Origin of the sequence: Vibrio hannami (genome assembly GCF_029589055.1) — a bacterium.
GTDB lineage: Bacteria > Pseudomonadota > Gammaproteobacteria > Enterobacterales > Vibrionaceae > Vibrio > Vibrio hannami.
Window position 1 is genome coordinate 116,801 of sequence record NZ_JARQZP010000006.1, and the last position, 17,917, is coordinate 134,717.

Sequence of the window (17,917 nt, forward strand, 5' to 3'; positions counted from 1 at the left end):
AATGTCTACACCAAAGAAATATCGCAGCGCCACGACCACTCATGGTCGAAATATGGCAGGTGCTCGTGCACTATGGCGTGCAACTGGCGTAAAAGATGAAGATTTCGGCAAACCTATCATCGCTGTCGTAAACTCGTTTACTCAGTTTGTTCCGGGTCACGTACACCTTAAAGATTTAGGTCAGATGGTAGCCAAAGAAATTGAAGCTGCTGGTGGTATCGCGAAAGAGTTCAACACTATCGCTGTTGATGACGGTATCGCAATGGGCCACGGTGGTATGCTTTACTCGCTACCATCTCGAGAACTGATCGCTGATTCTGTTGAGTATATGGTTAACGCTCACTGCGCGGATGCTATGGTTTGTATCTCTAACTGTGACAAGATTACTCCGGGAATGTTGATGGCGTCACTACGCCTGAATATCCCGACGATCTTTGTTTCAGGTGGCCCAATGGAAGCAGGTAAAACTAAGCTTTCTGATCAGCTGATCAAGCTAGACCTTGTTGATGCGATGATCCAAGGTGCCGATCCAAACGTTTCTGATGAACAGAGCGAACAGATCGAGCGCAGTGCATGTCCAACATGTGGTTCATGTTCTGGTATGTTTACAGCAAACTCGATGAACTGCCTGACAGAAGCACTTGGTCTAAGCCAACCAGGTAATGGTTCTATGCTGGCTACTCACGCAGATCGTAAGGAGCTATTCCTGAACGCTGGCCGCCGTATTGTTGATATGACGAAACGCTACTACGAACAAGGTGACGAATCTGCCGCTCCACGTAGTATTGCTACCAAACAAGCATTTGAAAACGCAATGGCGCTTGATATTGCAATGGGTGGTTCAACAAACACCGTACTTCACTTGCTGGCGGCAGCTCAGGAAGGTGAAGTTGATTTCGATATGACAGATATCGATGCAATGTCGCGCCGTGTACCTCATCTATGTAAAGTAGCACCTTCTACTCAGAAGTATCATATGGAAGATGTTCACCGCGCTGGTGGTGTACTGGCTATTCTTGGTGAGCTGGATCGTGCTGGTCTTATCAATAATCAGACTAAAACTGTACTTGGCATAACCATGCAGGAACAGCTTGCTCAGTACGACATCATGCAAACAGAATCAGAAGAAGTGAAAAACTTCTTCCGTGCAGGTCCTGCTGGTATACGCACAACAGAAGCTTTCTCTCAGGATTGTCGCTGGGATAGTTTGGATGATGACCGCGAAAACGGCTGTATCCGCACCAAAGAAAATGCATTCAGTCAAGATGGTGGCCTTGCAGTACTAAAAGGTAATATTGCACTGGATGGCTGTATTGTAAAAACTGCTGGTGTTGATGAAAGCATCCTCAAGTTCCAGGGCCCTGCTGTTGTATTTGAAAGTCAGGAAGATGCAGTTGACGGCATTCTGGGTGGCAAAGTTAAAGCTGGTGACGTAGTAATCATTCGTTACGAAGGTCCTAAAGGTGGACCAGGTATGCAGGAAATGCTTTACCCAACCACTTACCTTAAATCTATGGGTTTAGGTAAAGAGTGCGCGCTTCTTACTGATGGTCGCTTCTCTGGTGGTACATCTGGCCTGTCTATTGGTCACGCGTCTCCTGAAGCTGCTAATGGCGGTACGATTGGACTAGTTAACGATGGTGACACAGTTACTATTGATATCCCTAACCGCTCTATCACTCTGGATGTAGCGGAAGATGAACTAGCCGCTCGTCGTGCAAAACAAGACGAACTTGGCTGGAAACCAGCTAACCGTCAGCGCGAAGTCTCTTTTGCACTAAAAGCATATGCAAGCATGGCAACAAGTGCTGATAAAGGTGCTGTTCGCGATAAATCCAAGCTTGAAGGCTAAGCTAAATGGGTAATACGCAACATCCTTTACCGAAAACTGGCGCAGAATATCTGCGCCATATTCTTCGTGCTCCAGTCTACGAGGTAGCTTCCAAAACACCACTTCAGGATATGCCAAGACTCTCTGAGCGCATTGGCAATCAGGTTCAGTTAAAACGAGAAGACCGCCAGCCGGTTAACTCGTTTAAACTACGTGGTGCTTACAATATGGTTGCAACTCTGACTGAGGAGCAGAAAAAAGCAGGGGTTATTGCAGCTTCTGCGGGAAACCATGCACAGGGTATTGCTTATTCGGGTAAGCATCTGGGCATTAAAGCCATTATTGTAATGCCCAAAACAACACCTGATATCAAGGTTGATGCTGTTCGAGGCTTTGGTGGTGAAGTCGTTCTGCATGGCAGTAACTTTGATGAAGCAAAAGCCGAAGCTGAACGTCTGGCCAAGCTGCATGGCTATACCTTCGTTCCCCCTTTCGATCACCCACTAGTGATTGCAGGTCAGGGAACCATCGGTATGGAGATGCTGCAGCAAAATGGTCATCTGGACTATATATTTGTACAGGTTGGCGGTGGTGGTCTTGCAGCCGGTGTTGCCGTTCTGGTCAAGCAACTCATGCCTGAGATCAAGGTTATCGCTGTTGAACCAGAAGATTCATGCTGCCTGAAAGCTGCTATGGATGCGGGAGAACCTGTTGTTCTTGATCAGGTAAGTATGTTCGCAGACGGCGTTGCTGTTAAGCGTATTGGTGATGAAACCTTCCGTGTATGTAACGAGTATCTTGATGGGCACATTACAGTTTCCAGTGATGAGATCTGTGCTGCAGTTAAGGATATCTTTGAAGATACTCGTGCCATTGCAGAGCCTTCAGGTGCACTAGCATTGGCAGGGCTTAAGAAATTCGCTGAAGTAAACAATCTGAAAGATAAAAAACTGGGTACTGTTCTATCAGGTGCAAACACTAATTTCCATGGACTTCGCTACGTTTCAGAACGCTGTGAAATTGGTGAAAAAAAGGAAGGTCTGTTAGCTGTTACTATCCCCGAAGAGGCGGGAGCTTTCTTTAAGTTCTGCCAGATCATTGGTGGTCGAGCAGTTACCGAATTTAACTACCGCTATAGCGATGAAAGCCTAGCAAATATCTTCGTAGGTTTAAGACTTCAGGGGGGTCAGGAAGAACTAGAAAGTGTGATTCACGATCTCCGTGATGGAGGATACCCTGTAATCGACCTATCAGATGATGAGACAGCAAAGCAGCATATCCGATACATGATTGGTGGTCGTCCGAAGAAACAGCTTCAGGAACGCTTATACAGCTTTGAATTTCCAGAATATCCCGGGGCTCTGCTTAAGTTCCTGAGCACTCTTGGTACACACTGGAACATAACGCTATTCAACTACCGTAATCACGGTGCTGATTATGGCCGTGTTCTTTGTGGGTTTGAGCTGGAAGAATCAGACCTGGCTAGATTCTCAGAGCATTTATTTGAGCTGGATTACCCATATAAAGACGAAACGGACAACGAGACTTATAAGTTCTTTTTGTCTTAAATCTGCTTTTAGTCGTATCCAAAAAGGAGAAATATCGTACTAAACGGTCTTTCTCCTTTTTTCGTCAACTCAGCCACTCGTAACTGGGCAATTGCTTTCGCCAGTTCTCTTGCTGCTTTGGCAAAATCCATATCTCCATGCTGGTTCTGAATGCGCTCCTCAGCTTTCCGTTTCGCCTCTTCAGCCTTTGCAGCATCAATATCCTCTCCACGAATCGCAGTATCTGCCAGAATATTAGCCATACCTGGCTGAACCTCAACAATTCCTCCAGATACATAGATAAGCTCTTCATGTCCATGCTGTTTAACTATTCGCAATATACCGGGCTTAATTGCAGTTAGTAGCGGCGCGTGGCCATGATATATACCAAACTCCCCCTCGCTACCTGTTACCTGAAAAGTCTCGACACGACCTGAAAATATCTGTTTCTCAGCACTGACAACATCAAGGTAGAAAGTAGTGACGCTCATAGTATCTCCAGCTAAGCGTTAACAAAAAAAGGCGACTATCCATAAGTCACCTCTAGTATATTTCAAATCATCGAAGAATAGTGCTTACTTTTTCTTCTTCACCGGGCGTTGCCAACCAGAAATTCGACGCTCTTTGGCGCGAGTAATAACCAGCTCACCTTCGTCAATATTTTTAGTGACTGTTGTACCTGCTCCAATAGTAGCGCCATTACCAACCGTAACAGGCGCCACCAGCTGTGTATCAGAGCCAACAAACACATCGTCACCGATGATTGTCTTAAACTTATTGGCACCATCATAGTTGCAGGTAATGGTACCCGCACCGATATTGGTATCTTTACCGATCTCTGTATCGCCAATATACGTCAAATGGCCAACTTTAGATGCCAGACCGATAACACCATTTTTAATCTCAACGAAGTTACCAACATGAGCTTCATTTTTAAGCTCTGCACCCGGACGAAGGCGGGCAAATGGCCCAACCGTACAATCTTCACCTACTGTAGACTCCTCAATAACCGTGTATGGACTTAGTACAGAGTTATCATCAATTTCACAATCTTTCAGAATACAGCCTGCGCCAATAACCACGTTATCACCAATGGTTACACTACCTTCGATAATTACGTTTACGTCAATCTCCACATCCAATCCGCACTGAAGGCTACCGCGCAAATCAAAACGGCTTGGATCACGTAGCATCACACCTTGTTCCAAAAGCTTCTCTGCTTGCATCGCCTGGAAAGCACGCTCTAGCTTAGCCAGTTGAATGCGGTTATTTACCCCTTCAACTTCAATAGGATTTGCAGGGTGAACAGCCTCCACAGCACCACCTTCCTGGTGTGCTGCAGCAATAATATCAGTCAGATAGTACTCACCTTGTGCGTTATCGTTACTAAGGTCAGATAACCAACGCTTCAGATCTTTACCAGTAGCAACCAGAACACCGGTATTCACTTCTTTGATAAGTTTTTGTTCTTCGCTTGCATCTTTTTGCTCAACGATCGCTACTACAGGACCATTTTTACGAACGATTCGACCATAGCCAGTAGGATCGTCAAGAACAACAGTAAGCAATGCGATACCGCCAGTAGGCTGAGCTTCGAGCAAGTTGACTATGGTTTCCTCTGAAATAAGTGGAACATCTCCATAAAGTACCAGCACTTTTTCATTATCATCAAAACTAGGGAAGCCTGATCAACCGCATGTCCGGTACCTAGTTGTTCAGCCTGAAGAACCCAGCTTACAGGCTCTTGTCCCAGAACCTCTTTCATCTGTTCACCAGCGTGACCGTAAACTAAATGAATATTCTGAGCACCTAAGCCAGTACATGTATCAATGACGTGCTTTGCCATCGGTTTCCCTGCCAAAGTATGTAGAACTTTTGGCATATTGGAGTACATACGGGTTCCTTTTCCCGCCGCCAGGATAACCGCGCTAAACTTCATGGAGATAACCTTGTTGTCTTATTTATATTGAGATGTGATTCTAACTTGTTCGAAAAAAAGTATAAAAGCGAAATGTTAAGAATTGGCAAATTAAACAGGATATAAAGTGATATAAAACAAAAAGGCGACCAAATTGGCCGCCTTTATAGCAATGCACTAAACAGATTAGCGTCTTCTTTGCTTTGTCAGTTCGATAACTCGAAGCTGAGCAATGGCTTTAGCCAGTTCACTGGCCGCTTGTGCGAAGTCCATATCACCATGCTGATTCTGGATGTGCTCCTCAGCTTTGCGCTTGGCTTCTTCTGCCTTAGCAGCGTCAAGGTCTTCACCACGGATTGCTGTATCAGCCAGTACGGTAGCCGTACCAGGCTGAACTTCAATAATACCACCAGAAACATAAATAAATTCCTCGTGGCCGTGCTGTTTAACGATACGCACCATGCCAGGCTTAATAGCGGTCAGCAGCGGTGTGTGACCATGGAAAATACCAAGTTCACCTTCGCTCCCGGTCGCCTGAAATGTTTCAACACGACCAGAGAAAAGACTCTTTTCCGCGCTAACTACATCCAGGTGAAAGGTAATTGCTGCCATATCGCCTCCTATTTAGCCTTATAGCTTCTTAGCATTCTCGATAGCTTCGTCGATAGTACCGCAGTACATAAACGCTTGCTCTGGAATGTCATCGTATTCACCGCTTAGTAGCCCTTTGAAACCACGAAGAGTTTCTTTAAGAGATACATAACAGCCAGGCTGACCGGTAAATACTTCCGCTACGTGATAAGGCTGAGTTAGGAAACGCTCAATCTTACGTGCACGTGCTACAACTAGCTTATCTTCTTCAGACAGTTCATCCATACCAAGGATTGCGATGATGTCTTTCAGCTCTTTATAGCGCTGAAGCGTCTGCTGAACACCACGAGCTACGTCGTAGTGATCCTGACCAACAACTAGTGGGTCAAGCTGACGAGAAGTTGAGTCTAGCGGGTCGATCGCTGGGTATAGACCCATTGCAGCGATGTTACGGCTAAGTACAACCGTTGCATCCAGGTGCGCGAACGTTGTTGCTGGAGATGGGTCAGTCAAGTCATCCGCAGGTACGTATACTGCCTGAACAGAGGTGATAGAACCCTGTTTAGTTGATGTAATACGCTCCTGAAGAACACCCATTTCTTCAGCTAGTGTTGGCTGGTAACCTACCGCAGATGGCATACGACCAAGAAGTGCCGATACCTCAGTACCCGCAAGGGTATAACGGTAAATGTTATCAACGAACAGCAGTACGTCACGACCTTCGTCACGGAAACGCTCTGCCATTGTAAGGCCAGTCAGTGCTACACGCAGACGGTTGCCTGGTGGCTCGTTCATCTGACCATATACCATTGCTACTTTTGATTCTTCAGGGTTTTCGATGTTTACAACACCCGCTTCCTGCATTTCAAAGTAGAAGTCGTTACCTTCACGAGTACGTTCACCTACACCCGCGAATACTGATAGACCAGAGTGCTGAAGTGCGATGTTGTTGATAAGTTCCATCATGTTAACGGTCTTACCTACACCTGCACCACCAAATAGACCGATTTTACCACCCTTAGCGAATGGGCAAACCAGGTCGATTACTTTAACACCTGTCTCAAGAAGTTCAGTCGCGTTCGACTGCTCTTCATAGCTTGGAGCTTCACGGTGAATTGCGTAGTGCTCTTCAGCTTCTACTTCACCACGCTCATCAATCGCGTCACCCAGAACGTTCATGATACGTCCAAGGGTCTTTGTACCTACTGGTACAGTGATTGGAGCGCCAGTATTTTCTACCGCCAGTCCACGACGTAAACCATCAGAGCTACCCATTACGATACAGCGAACAACACCGCCGCCCAGCTGCTGCTGAACTTCAAGAACAAGACGCTCTTGAGCTTCAACCACATTAAGCGCGTCATATACACGAGGTACATCGCCTTGTGGGAACTCTACGTCGACTACCGCACCGATGATCTGTACGATCTTACCTGTAGCCATCGTTAATCCTCTAACTAATTAGTTTTACCAATGCTTAAACCGCTGCAGCACCACCTACAATCTCAGATAGTTCTTGTGTGATAGCCGCCTGACGCGCCTTGTTGTACACAAGCTCTAAGTCTTCGATTAGGTTTGTTGCATTATCTGTTGCCGCCTTCATCGCAATCATTCGGGCAGCCATTTCACATGCCAGATTCTCAACCACCCCCTGGTACACCTGAGATTCAACATAGCGAATCAACAGTGCATCCAGAAGCGGCTTCGGCTCTGGCTCGTAAATGTAGTCCCATGAATGCTCGCGTTTCTGCAGCTCTTCATTTTCCGATTTAGGCAGTGGTAGCAATTGATCGATCGTTGGTTCCTGAACCATAGTGTTCACAAACTTGTTGAACACCACGTACAAGCGGTCCAATTCACCTTCATCATATTTCTTCAGCATCACGCCAACAGAACCAATCAGGTCTTCTACGCTTGGGTTGTCACCAAGACCAGATACCTGAGCGGCCACCTTAGCGCCACTGTTGTTGAAAAATGCAGTCGCTTTTGAGCCAACAATTGCAAGCTCGATATCTGCACCCTTCTCTTTCCAGTCCTGAATGTCATGTATGGCTTTCTTGAACAAGTTAATGTTCAGGCCACCACAAAGACCGCGGTCTGTAGAAACGATGATGTAACCAACACGCTTAGCTTCGCGCTCTTCCAGATACGGATGTTTGTATTCTAGATTACCGCAAGCCAAATGACCGATCACTTTACGCATTGTTTCCGCGTATGGACGAGAAGCTTCACGAGCGTCCTGAGAACGTCTCATTTTAGAAGCTGCTACCATTTCCATCGCTTTCGTGATCTTCTGAGTGCTTTTAACACTCCCGATCTTATTACGTATCTCTTTTGCGCCGGCCATCGTATTACTCTCTCTCTATGGATTATTGCCAGTGACCTAACAGGCCACTTGCAAAGAACCAATTACCAAGTTTGGGTTGCCTTGAAATCGTCAACAATCTTCTTAAGTTGAGCTTCGATTTCATCGTTATAAGCACCCGTTTTGCTGATTTCTTCTGCGAAATCTGCAAAGTGGCTGTGAGCATACGATAGTAGAGCTGCTTCGAAGTCCAGAACCTTGTTAAGTTCGATATCTTCAAGATAGCCACGCTCTGCCGCAAAAATTACCAGTGCCTGAGCAAATACTGACATTGGAGCATATTGCTTCTGCTTCATCAGTTCAGTAACCTTCTGGCCGTGGTCTAGCTGCTTCTTAGTTGCTTCATCAAGATCAGATGAGAACTGAGCAAACGCTGCAAGTTCACGGTATGCAGCAAGAGCTGTACGGATACCACCTGATAGTTTCTTGATGATCTTAGTCTGCGCTGAGCCACCTACACGAGATACTGAGATACCTGGGTCAACCGCAGGGCGAACACCAGAGTTAAACAGTTCTGTCTGTAGGAAGATCTGACCATCGGTAATCGAGATTACGTTAGTCGGTACGAATGCCGATACGTCACCAGCCTGTGTTTCGATGATAGGAAGAGCAGTCAAAGAACCAGTCTTACCTTTCACTTCACCGTTAGTGAAACGTTCTACATACTCTTCGTTTACACGAGCAGCACGCTCTAGTAGACGAGAGTGAAGGTAGAATACGTCACCCGGGAATGCTTCACGACCTGGTGGACGTTTAAGTAGTAGAGAGATTTGACGGTAAGCTACCGCTTGCTTAGATAGATCATCATAAACAATCAGAGCATCTTCACCGCGATCTCGGAAGTATTCACCCATTGCACAACCTGCGTACGGTGCAAGGTATTGCAGCGCTGCAGATTCAGAAGCAGATGCAACAACTACGATGGTGTTTTCCAGCGCGCCGTGCTCTTCCAGTTTGCGTACTACGTTAGCGATAGTCGATGCTTTCTGACCAATTGCTACGTAGATAGAGTAAATACCTGAGTCTTTCTGGTTGATGATAGCATCGATAGCCAATGCTGTTTTACCAGTCTGACGGTCACCGATAACAAGTTCACGCTGACCACGACCGATTGGGATCATGGAGTCAACAGACTTATAACCAGTTTGTACAGGTTGGTCTACCGATTTACGGTCGATTACACCCGGAGCGATAACTTCTACAGGAGAAGATAGCTTCGCTTCGATTGGACCTTTACCATCGATAGGCTCACCCAGTGTGTTAACCACACGACCAAGCATTTCAGGACCTACAGGTACTTCAAGAATACGACCTGTGCCTGTTACTTTCATGCCTTCCTTAAGGTCGGCATATGGGCCCATTACTACCGCACCAACCGAGTCACGCTCAAGGTTAAGTGCAAGTGCATAACGGCCACCCGGTACTTCAATCATTTCACCTTGCATCACGTCCGCAAGGCCGTGGATGCGAATGATACCATCGCTTACCGATACGATAGTACCTTCATTACGAGCTTCACTAACAACTTCGAAAGATTCGATACGCTGTTTGATTAGATCGCTAATTTCCGTGGAATTTAGTTGCATGCTTCCAATCCCCATTAAGACTGTAATGCATCGCTCAGGCGGCTTAATTGACCGCGCGTTGAGTTATCGATGATTAAGTCTCCGGCTCGAATAACAACCCCACCAAGTAGGGCCTCATCTACACTGCAATTCAGGTTAACTTTGCGTTCCAGACGCTGCTCAAGTTTGCTGCTGATATCTGCAATTTGTTTTTTGGTTAGTTCAGTTGCAGAAATAACTTCTGCATCAACCATCTTTTCATGCTCTTGTTTAAGAGCAAAAAACTCATCACAAACTTCAGGAAGGGCCAATAGTCGGCCATTCTGAGCCATCACCTTCAGAAGGTTCTGGCCATGTTCATCAAACTGTTCGCCACAAATCGCGATAAATATTTCTGACAGTTTATCTGCAGACGCTGAACTGGTTAATAGTCCAACAATATCTTCATTCTTTGTAACTTCGGCAGCAAAGGTAAGCATCTGACCCCATTGGTCTAATGCGCCTTTTTCTACCGCAAAATCAAACGCTGCTTTAGCATAGGGGCGTGCTATTGTAGTCAATTCAGACATATGCGCCCCTCGCTTTAAAGTTTTGCAGTAATGTTATCGAGAATATCTTTGTGCGCATCTTTATCGATGGAACGCTCAAGGATTTTCTCAGCACCAGCTAATGCCAGAGTAGCAACTTGTTTGCGCAGGTCATCGCGCGCACGATTGCGTTCTGCTTCGATTTCAGCTTCTGCTTGAGTAAGAATCTTCTGGCGTTCTGCCTGAGCTTCTTCACGAGCTTCGTCTACGATCTGTGCTTTACGCTTATTCGCTTGCTCAATGATCTCTGTTGCTGTGCGCTTCGCTTCTTTCAATTGATCAGAAGCGTTGGCTTGTGCCAGGTCTAGATCTTTTGCTGCTCTTTCAGCAGCCTGCAGACCGTCAGCAATTTTTTTCTGACGCTCTTCAATCGCATTCATGATTGGTGGCCACACGTATTTCATGCAGAACCACACAAACATTGTAAATGCTATTGCCTGACCTAGCAGAGTTGCGTTCATATTCACAACAGCTACCCCTCTCTATTTGTTCTTAAACGACAAAGTTTCTATTTAGCTTTAGATCTGTCGATTATAGAGAACCAACAAATGGGTTCGCGAACGTAAATAGAAGAGCGATTACGATACCGATCATTGGGATCGCATCCAGTAGACCAGCGATGATGAACATCTTAACCTGTAGCATAGGAGCCATTTCTGGTTGACGAGCAGCACCTTCAAGGAATTTACCACCAAGAATTGCGAAACCGATCGCTGTACCAAGAGAAGCAAGACCGACGATGATACCTACGGCGATTGCTGAAAAGCTCAGTAAAGTTTCCATTACTATCTCCAATTTATAGTTGTTGGCTTATTATGCCGAATAAAACTTTAAAAAAATTAATATTAATGATCAGGGTCTTCATGAGCCATCGACAGATATACGATAGTCAACATCATGAATACAAACGCCTGGATACAAATAACTAGAATATGGAAGATTGCCCAAGGAAGAGCCCCCAACCATTGTAGCCACCATGGTAGCAATGCAGCGATAAGAATGAATACAACCTCACCCGCAAACATGTTACCGAATAAACGCATACCAAGAGAAAGAGGTTTCGCTAACAGCGATACCACTTCAAGAAGCAGGTTAAACGGAATCATCACAGGGTGATTAAATGGATGTAGAGCTAATTCTTTCGCAAAGCCTCCCAGCCCCTTTATCTTGATGCTGTAGTAAATCATCAAAGTAAAGACGCCAAGTGCCATAGCCATGGTGATGTTAACATCAGCAGAAGGCACCACTTTTAGGTAAGGGATACCTAACCAATGTTCAGCTGGGTACGGTAAGAAATCAATTGGAACCAAGTCCATGATATTCATTAGCAGAACCCAACAAAAGATAGTCAGTGCCAACGGTGCAATCAATGGGTTGCGTCCATGAAATGTCTCTTTGACGTTATCAGCGACAAATTCAACAATCATTTCAACAGCACACTGAAGCTTGCCTGGCACACCTGTAGTCGCTTTCTTTGCTACAGAATGAAATACCCAAAGGAATAACATCCCTGTAAACATAGAAAAGAACAGGCTATCGATATGTACGTTCCAGAAGCTTGTCTCCTCCGCAACCAAGCCCAACTTATATAAAGAAAGGTTGGTCAGGTGGTGATCAATATATCCTGTAGACGTAAGCGCTTCACCATGCGCAGCAGCCATAACTTATCCTATTTTTTTGTTGTTAATGAAAAACGCGGGCAAAAAGATATTAAGACCTAAAGCCAGCAAATAGGTTGTTTTTAGTGGAACAAGTTCCACTGGGATATACACGTAGGCTATAGAGAACAGGATTGCTGTGATAAGGATTTTCAGCGTTTCGCCGGTGTAAAACGAAACCGTTACAGCACGAGCCACCCTTGCGCCACTATACAAGAAAGCACAAAACGCAAAGACCGCATTTGCTATTACGAAGATACCACCGCCAATTAACGCAGACATTCCCCAGTCAATACTCACGGCTAGTGCCATTCCTATTGCCACTAATATAACCACGCTAGATTGAATCAATAACAATCGCTTTGCAAGCGCTCGTCCTGGTCTAGCCAGCGCAGCTACCATGTATTCTTACCTCTTTTTATACTTCCAACTTCGCACATATAACTGTGCATGGAATTTCGGCGAAAATTATACGTTGAGCTATTATTAATGCAATAAAAACGCAGCATTTAATAACAATTTTGTTTACAAACCTACAACTTTCAAAATATCTGATGCAACAAGTGTAGCTTCTAAGCCACTTATGAATCGCTATCAAGCAGTTTTATCAACTGCTCTAATTTGTGAGGTTCGTCAAATGTTATTGTTAACTTAGACTTACCTTTACTGGAACGAACCAGAGAAACCTCTGAGCCAATACTTTTTGTTAATCTCTCAGATATATCAACTGCTTCCTGATCAACTTCTTTGTCTTGCTGCTCTTTTTTAGGCTCTAAATATTTTTTTACAAATTTTTCGGCCTGACGAACCGTCATTTGCTTAGCCGCAATGACATTTGCTACTTCAAATTGCTGACCACTCTCCAGAGACAATAGCGTTCTTGCATGCCCCATCTCTAGTTTTTTCTGCTCAACAAGGCTTTTAACATCGGTATCCAGCTGATTGAGTCTTAGTAAGTTAGTTACTGTTGTTCTCGACTTCCCAATAACATCTGCGACCTGTTGATGAGTTAACTCAAATTCATCTTGAAGCCTTTCTAATGCCTGAGCTTCCTCAATCGCATTCAGATCTTCACGTTGAATGTTCTCAATCAGAGCCATTGCTATAGCAGCATTATCCTGAACGTTCTTTACAATACATGGGACCTGACGCAATCCAGCTTGCTTAGCCGCTCTCCAGCGTCGCTCACCTGCAATAATTTCGTAAGAACTATCAGCCAGCTGTCTAACAACAATAGGCTGAATAATCCCTTGAGACTGAATAGAAGCAGAAAGTTCTTCCAGAGCTTCGGGTGACATTTCTTTACGGGGCTGATAAATACCCGGTTTTAGATCGGATACAGAAATATCAGCCAATTCACCGTCAGCAGACAAAGATTGACTATGAGAAGCAATCTGTTGCTTCTCCCTGGCAATTGAACTGGTTGCCAGAAGCGCGTCCAGGCCTTTTCCTAAACCACGTTTAGACATTTATGATTATTCCTCAAAAATTTATGCGGGTACTTCTTCTCGGCGAAGCATCTCACCAGCTAAAGCTAAATACGCTTTTGAACCAGCAGAATGTTTGTCATAGTACATAGCGGGTCTGCCATGACTTGGAGCTTCGGCAAGTCGCACATTTCTTGGAATAACAGTTCTGTATACTTTGTCACCAAAGTGCTTCTTAAGTTGATCAGATACTTCGTTCGACAGACGGTTACGCGGGTCGAACATGGTTCTGAGCAATCCTTCAATCTTCAAGTTTTCATTTACTACCGCAGCTAATTTGCTAATGGTATCCATCAATGCAGTTAAACCTTCAAGGGCGAAATACTCGCACTGCATTGGAACTAGCACTGAATCTGCTGCGGCCATGGCATTGATTGTAAGTAGGTTTAGAGCAGGGGGACAATCTATAAAGATGAAATCATAGTTATCACGAACCATGGCTAAAGCATTTTTTAGCCTTACTTCGCGGGCAAATACTTCCATTAACTTGATTTCAGCGGCGGTTACATCACCATTTGCACCTATTAAGTCGTAACCTCCACTTGTCTTTCGACAAACAACTTCCTCAAATGGCGTATCTTCAACAAGCAGGTCATAAGCAGTCGCATCGATCTGATACTTATCAACGCCGCTAGCCATAGTTGCGTTGCCTTGAGGGTCGAGATCGATAACTAAAACTTTACGCTTTGTTGCTGCCATAGAAGCAGCAAGATTGACACAAGTGGTAGTTTTTCCTACTCCACCTTTCTGGTTAGCGATTGCTATGATTCTTCCCACAATTAACCTCTCTACAAACCCTTATCCGCTAAGGTTACTAGATGTCTTTCGCCTTCAAGCTCTGGAACTTTCAAAGCTTTGAAATCGATCACACTACACCAATCCGGTAACTCCGCAACCTCTTGCTCTGAATATTGTCCTTTTAGCGCAAAAAATTTACCTGTTTCTGGCTTTGGTAAATGGCGACACCATTCCACCATGTCCGTCATTGATGCAAAAGCCCGGCTCAATACAGCATCAAACTTTTCTTCCGGTTGAAACTCTTCAACACGATTTTGTACAGTAGTTACATTCGTTATCTTCAACTCATGCAGTACCTGTTTAATAAACCGAATTCGCTTTCCAAGACTATCAAGAAGGAAAAACTCACAATCAGGTTTCATAATTGCTAGTGGAATGCCCGGCAGTCCTGGGCCAGTTCCAACGTCAATATATCTTTGCTCATTAAGAAGCGGGCTCACAACAATGCTATCGAGAATATGTTTCACTAACATATCCTCAGGCTTTCTGACCGAAGTTAAGTTATACGCTTTGTTCCACTTGTTCAATAACTCTACGTAACCAACCAGTTGCTGCCTCTGCTGTTCTGAAACATCAAGTTCAGTTTGCAAAAGAAGAGAATCAAGTTTTGTTCTAAGCGGATTCATTACTCTTCACCTTTCTTGAGTAAGCCTTGTTTTTTCAGATATACCAAAACAATGGAAATAGCGGCAGGGGTTATTCCAGAAATGCGAGACGCAATACCAATGGTGTCTGGTTTGGCGTCTTTAAGCTTGGCAACAACTTCGTTGGATAGTCCATGCACAGTGTCATAATCGAAATCTGCAGGGATCTTCGTATTTTCATGACGAAGCGATTTCTCAATTTCATCACGCTGACGCTGGATATAACCTTCATATTTAACCTGAATCTCAACTTGCTCAGCCGCTTGTTTATCTTCTAACGACGGAGAGAAAGCATCTAACTCGGTAAGCTGATCGTAGGTAATCTCAGGGCGTCTAAGAAGATCTTCACCGCTAGCTTCACGTGACATAGGCGTTTTCAGAAGAGCATTCAACGCATCAACCCCTTCTGATTTAGGATTCATCCAGGTTTCTTTCAGGCGTTGACGCTCTTTTTCCATATTCTCGATCTTTTCGTTGAATCGAGCCCAACGCTCGTCATCAACCAATCCAAGCTCTCTGCCTTTTTCAGTCAAACGAAGATCTGCATTGTCTTCACGAAGCAGTAATCGATACTCAGCACGAGAAGTAAACATACGGTAAGGTTCTTTAGTACCCATTGTAGAGAGATCATCGATAAGAACGCCCATGTACGCCTCATCACGACGCGGGCTCCAGCCTTCTTTATCCTGAGAGTACAAACTAGCATTCAGACCAGCCATCAAACCTTGAGCAGCAGCTTCTTCATACCCTGTGGTACCGTTGATCTGTCCGGCAAAGAATAGCCCCTGAATATACTTATTTTCGTAAGTGTTCTTCAGATCTCTTGGATCAAAGAAATCGTACTCGATTGCATATCCTGGGCGAACAATATGAGCGTTCTCCATCCCTTTCATTGAACGAACAATCTGAACCTGAACATCAAATGGTAAACTTGTTGAAATCCCATTTGGATAAAGCTCTGTCGTCGTTAAGCCTTCTGGCTCAATAAAGATCTGGTGACTGTTTTTATCAGCAAAACGCATCACTTTATCTTCAATTGATGGGCAATAACGCGGACCAATACCTTCGATAACCCCAGCATACATAGGGCTTCGATCCAGGTTAGCCCGAATAACATCATGGGTCTTCTCATTTGTATGCGTTATATAACAAGGAATCTGACGCGGATGCTGTTCTCTGTTACCTAAAAACGAAAATACTGGTGTTGGGTTATCGCCGTGCTGAGCTTCCAACACTGAAAAATCAACACTATTAGCATCGATACGAGGAGGGGTACCCGTTTTTAGACGATCCACGCGAAGTGGCAAATCTCGCAATCTGTTCGCTAAAGCGATCGATGGAGGATCGCCTGCACGGCCTCCTGAGGAGCTTTCCATACCAATATGGATCTTTCCTCCCAAGAAGGTACCAACGGTCAATACAACCGATTTGGCGAGGAATTTGAGCCCCATTTGAGTAATAACACCGGCTACACGATCATTTTCAACAATTAGATCATCTGCGGGCTGTTGAAATAAAGTCAGATTTGGAGTGTTTTCTAAAACGTTGCGAATGGCGTTTTTATAAAGAACGCGATCAGCTTGGGCTCGTGTAGCTCTGACAGCCGGCCCCTTAGATGCATTAAGTGTTCGAAACTGAATTCCAGCTTTGTCTATGGCTTGAGCCATGATACCACCTAGTGCATCAACCTCTTTTACCAAATGTCCTTTACCTATACCGCCAATAGCCGGATTACATGACATCTGGCCTAAGGTATCGATATTGTGAGTCAGCAACAGAGTTTTGCATCCTGTTCTAGCTGATGCTAATGCAGCTTCCGTTCCTGCATGTCCGCCACCAACGACGATAACATCAAATGATTCGTGATAAAGCATTGAACGACCTTAGATAGAGCTAAAGAGACTGATGACAAATATCAGACTCAAAGAAAATGGAATAATAAAAAGGAGCAGCATTTTACCTGTTTTGCTGCACTGAGAAAATCTATTTCACTATTTTTTGGTTTCGTCAGAAAAGATTAATGTATATATGATCTATATAAAGATCTTTTTATTAGATCTACTATTAGGGAAACATGATCTTGTGGGTAAGCAGAAAAAGATCAATAAGATCATGAGTTAGAGAGTGATCAAATGATGTGATCAGGTTTTGATCTTCCTTTGTGATTGCTGGGATCAAAACGGCTACTTATCAACAGAGATTAAAAGTGATCAAAGTTATTAATTGGATAACTATAGCTTGATCACTTGTTAATCTCAATTTTATCCACATTCGTTATTTTATGGTCTGAATAACTAAAGAGAATAAGTTCAGTTTAGTTATCCACAATCTATGTATCTAACTCCGCCAGGTTTGTTTTCTTAGACTAAATGTTAAAATAAACTAATATGTGTTTTTAGCCATTCTTCTGCGGGCTCCTCAGGAACTTGAGACTCTAGCACATCTATTGTAAAGCACTCTGCTATTGGCTTTGCGCCTATATCACATAGAACTTCGTACGCTCGTTTTCCTGCCTGGCAGAAGGTGTCATAGCTTGAATCTCCAATTGCCACTACTGCAAATTTAACATGTTGCATCTTTGGTGGTGTTGCAATCAGGCTGTTGATAAAGGGTTGGATATTTTCCGGATAGTCACCAGCACCATGTGTAGAAGTGATGATCAGCCAGGTTCCCTGGGTCGGAATGTCTTCCAGGACAGGGTTGTTGTGGATCTCTGTCTCTAGGCCACTTTCAATCAGGAGATCGCTAAGATGATCGCCAACATATTCTGCACCACCAAGTGTGCTACCTGTAATTATCTGGATCATAGTCAGATATAGCCTCATTAATGTGTGTTAATTGAGATCCAGTATTCAATGAAATTGTATTGGAATCAACGGTATTGAGTGAAGGGACTTTTAGGCTTGGAGAACGGTAGGAGCCTAGA

17 protein-coding genes and 1 pseudogene are annotated in these 17,917 nt (G+C 44.4%); 2 read left to right on the forward strand and 16 right to left on the reverse strand.

Going from position 1 to position 17,917, the window contains the following annotated elements; all coding sequences use genetic code 11:
- The first annotated feature begins 1 nt into the window (after position 1).
- Entirely contained in the window at positions 2 to 1,852 is a 1,851-nt protein-coding gene (ilvD, locus tag P7F88_RS11815; protein ID WP_277824972.1) for a dihydroxy-acid dehydratase, read from the forward strand.
- 5 nt (positions 1,853 to 1,857) lie between these two features.
- Positions 1,858 to 3,399, forward strand: coding sequence for a threonine ammonia-lyase, biosynthetic (gene ilvA / locus P7F88_RS11820; RefSeq protein ID WP_277824974.1), 1,542 nt, complete (start codon positions 1,858 to 1,860; stop codon positions 3,397 to 3,399).
- Positions 3,400 to 3,407: 8 nt separating this feature from the next.
- Here ilvA and P7F88_RS11825 read toward each other — a convergent pair whose 3' ends face one another.
- The 16 genes and pseudogenes from P7F88_RS11825 to mioC form a co-directional block, all read right to left on the reverse strand.
- Entirely contained in the window at positions 3,408 to 3,869 is a 462-nt protein-coding gene (locus tag P7F88_RS11825; RefSeq protein ID WP_277824976.1) for a F0F1 ATP synthase subunit epsilon, read from the reverse strand.
- Between the two features lie 84 nt (positions 3,870 to 3,953).
- Positions 3,954 to 5,317, reverse strand: a pseudogene (gene glmU / locus P7F88_RS11830) (bifunctional UDP-N-acetylglucosamine diphosphorylase/glucosamine-1-phosphate N-acetyltransferase GlmU).
- 165 nt (positions 5,318 to 5,482) lie between these two features.
- A complete protein-coding gene (locus tag P7F88_RS11835) occupies positions 5,483 to 5,908 on the reverse strand; it encodes a F0F1 ATP synthase subunit epsilon (RefSeq protein ID WP_277824978.1) in 426 nt (141 codons plus the stop codon).
- 18 nt (positions 5,909 to 5,926) lie between these two features.
- Positions 5,927 to 7,330 (reverse strand): F0F1 ATP synthase subunit beta, encoded by a 1,404-nt coding sequence (gene atpD, locus P7F88_RS11840; protein WP_277824980.1) that lies wholly within the window; start codon positions 7,328 to 7,330, stop codon positions 5,927 to 5,929.
- Between the two features lie 34 nt (positions 7,331 to 7,364).
- A complete protein-coding gene (gene atpG / locus P7F88_RS11845) occupies positions 7,365 to 8,234 on the reverse strand; it encodes a F0F1 ATP synthase subunit gamma (RefSeq protein ID WP_277824982.1) in 870 nt (289 codons plus the stop codon).
- 62 nt (positions 8,235 to 8,296) lie between these two features.
- A complete protein-coding gene (gene atpA, locus P7F88_RS11850) occupies positions 8,297 to 9,838 on the reverse strand; it encodes a F0F1 ATP synthase subunit alpha (RefSeq protein ID WP_277824984.1) in 1,542 nt (513 codons plus the stop codon).
- 14 nt (positions 9,839 to 9,852) lie between these two features.
- On the reverse strand, positions 9,853 to 10,386 hold the full coding sequence (atpH, locus tag P7F88_RS11855; RefSeq protein WP_277824986.1) for a F0F1 ATP synthase subunit delta: 534 nt from the start codon (positions 10,384 to 10,386) through the stop codon (positions 9,853 to 9,855).
- Positions 10,387 to 10,400: 14 nt separating this feature from the next.
- Positions 10,401 to 10,871, reverse strand: a complete 471-nt coding sequence (atpF, locus tag P7F88_RS11860; protein ID WP_277824988.1) for a F0F1 ATP synthase subunit B — start codon at positions 10,869 to 10,871, stop codon at positions 10,401 to 10,403.
- Positions 10,872 to 10,935: 64 nt separating this feature from the next.
- Entirely contained in the window at positions 10,936 to 11,187 is a 252-nt protein-coding gene (gene atpE / locus P7F88_RS11865) for a F0F1 ATP synthase subunit C (RefSeq protein WP_275130663.1), read from the reverse strand.
- A gap of 62 nt (positions 11,188 to 11,249) precedes the next feature.
- Positions 11,250 to 12,065, reverse strand: coding sequence for a F0F1 ATP synthase subunit A (gene atpB / locus P7F88_RS11870; RefSeq protein ID WP_277824990.1), 816 nt, complete (start codon positions 12,063 to 12,065; stop codon positions 11,250 to 11,252).
- Between the two features lie 3 nt (positions 12,066 to 12,068).
- Positions 12,069 to 12,464 (reverse strand): F0F1 ATP synthase subunit I, encoded by a 396-nt coding sequence (locus P7F88_RS11875; protein WP_277824992.1) that lies wholly within the window; start codon positions 12,462 to 12,464, stop codon positions 12,069 to 12,071.
- Between the two features lie 179 nt (positions 12,465 to 12,643).
- The gene (locus P7F88_RS11880; RefSeq protein WP_277824994.1) at positions 12,644 to 13,531 is read right to left on the reverse strand and encodes a ParB/RepB/Spo0J family partition protein; all 888 of its coding nucleotides are present in this window, start codon (positions 13,529 to 13,531) and stop codon (positions 12,644 to 12,646) included.
- 21 nt (positions 13,532 to 13,552) lie between these two features.
- The gene (locus P7F88_RS11885) at positions 13,553 to 14,326 is read right to left on the reverse strand and encodes a ParA family protein (RefSeq protein WP_277824996.1); all 774 of its coding nucleotides are present in this window, start codon (positions 14,324 to 14,326) and stop codon (positions 13,553 to 13,555) included.
- Between the two features lie 11 nt (positions 14,327 to 14,337).
- Positions 14,338 to 14,973, reverse strand: a complete 636-nt coding sequence (gene rsmG / locus P7F88_RS11890) for a 16S rRNA (guanine(527)-N(7))-methyltransferase RsmG (protein ID WP_277824998.1) — start codon at positions 14,971 to 14,973, stop codon at positions 14,338 to 14,340.
- Entirely contained in the window at positions 14,973 to 16,865 is a 1,893-nt protein-coding gene (gene mnmG / locus P7F88_RS11895; protein WP_277825000.1) for a tRNA uridine-5-carboxymethylaminomethyl(34) synthesis enzyme MnmG, read from the reverse strand. The genes rsmG and mnmG overlap by 1 nt, the downstream gene beginning before the upstream one ends.
- Before the next feature lie 498 nt (positions 16,866 to 17,363).
- Positions 17,364 to 17,798, reverse strand: a complete 435-nt coding sequence (gene mioC, locus P7F88_RS11900) for an FMN-binding protein MioC (RefSeq protein WP_277825002.1) — start codon at positions 17,796 to 17,798, stop codon at positions 17,364 to 17,366.
- Positions 17,799 to 17,917 lie beyond the last annotated feature (119 nt).